3 protein-coding genes are annotated in these 1,322 nt (G+C 52.5%); 1 reads left to right on the forward strand and 2 read right to left on the reverse strand.

Features of this window, described 5'->3' with window-relative positions:
* Positions 1-216: hypothetical protein (locus BP727_RS13390; protein WP_286859346.1), on the reverse strand; the 216-nt coding region annotated here is incomplete at its 3' end.
* Complete coding sequence (locus BP727_RS13395; protein ID WP_333655194.1) at positions 209-532, reverse strand: type II toxin-antitoxin system HicB family antitoxin; 324 nt, start codon at positions 530-532, stop codon at positions 209-211. The genes BP727_RS13395 and BP727_RS13390, both read right to left, overlap by 8 nt.
* Before the next feature lie 55 nt (positions 533-587).
* Between BP727_RS13395 and glgP the strand changes: the two genes are divergently transcribed.
* Positions 588-1,322: alpha-glucan family phosphorylase (gene glgP, locus BP727_RS13400; protein ID WP_286859349.1), on the forward strand; the 735-nt coding region annotated here is incomplete at its 3' end.

The following is a 1,322-nucleotide window of genomic DNA, read 5'->3' on the forward strand; positions in this document are numbered from 1 at the left end:
CAGATCTGATATCCCCCGGATCATCATGAATCTTGTGGGAATTCCCTGGCTTCCTGCCCTGTGCCAAAGGGAAAAATAATGGCAGAAAAGAGCGAGATGCCTGGAAGGCTTACGCATCAGATGCAGCCGCTGCTTTTGTGATGGGATGGATTGGCGCGGGCTGCCCCTGTCGCCGTAGGCTAGAACGCTGAATTTGTGAATACCGAGCCTAAACAACCTGAACCGGCTCCTTAGAGACCTCGATGGTCTCGCCGCCTATTGGTGGAATGAGCAGGCCCCATTGCAGGCGAGCTGCGATCCACTCTTCCAGAGCCTCAATGAAATTTCTGCGTGCATCCTCAACGGTATGACCTGTGGCCCACACACCATCAAGTTCTGGGACATCTGCAAAATATGGCTCATCGCCATTATCTATGAACTTATACTGCACTTTCTCCAAGGCTGCCTGAATATACTCTGTAAACATGGAAAGACCTATAATGATGGATATGTATTTAGCGAGGAGCCTTTTTAAAATAATGCAAAGGAACACAAGTTACTTAAGCGCTCCAGAAAGCCCTGCTATGGAAATTGATCGAGGCGGATAAATGAAAAGCCATACGGACCTGCAATTGCCCTCAGGACTGGAAGGTCTTGCTGATCTGGCCTTAGATTTGCGCTGGACAGTTCGGTTGACGACAGACAGGGTCTGGGAGCTGCTGGATCCCGAGGCCTGGGAGAAGACCAAAAATCCCTATCTCATCCTGCAAAACATCTCAAAAAGCCGACTAAACGAGCTGGCACAAGACGATGCTCTGAGAACGGAGATAAGAGATTGGCAGGAGAGAAACACGAAATTTCTGGCACAGCCAGGATGGTGCGAGGAGCATTTCAATCTGGACTCTGTGGCCTACTTCAGTATGGAATTCGGCCTTTCTGAGGCCCTTCCCATCTACTCTGGAGGCCTGGGAATCCTGGCTGGAGACCACCTGAAGACGGCCAGCGACCTGGGAGTCCCACTGGTCGGAGTAGGCCTCCTCTACCAGCAGGGATACTTCCGTCAGGTTTTGGCCCAGGACGGATCTCAGATCGAGGCCTTTCCTTATAACGATCCAAACAGCCTTCCCATAGAGCCGGTCCAGGACGAGGAGGGAGGCAGGCTCAGAATCAAGATCAGCCTTCCGGGGAGGCATCTGTACTTAAGGGTTTGGAGGGCTCAGGTGGGCCGGGTGAACCTCTTTCTCCTGGACTCCAACGATCCTCTAAACAGCCCATGGGATAGGGCGATCACCGCCAGCCTTTATGCTCCCGGACAGGAGCTGCGCCTCATCCAGGAGATCATC

Source organism: Methanosaeta sp. UBA356, assembly GCF_002496465.1.
In the GTDB taxonomy this organism is placed as follows: domain Archaea; phylum Halobacteriota; class Methanosarcinia; order Methanotrichales; family Methanotrichaceae; genus Methanothrix; species Methanothrix soehngenii.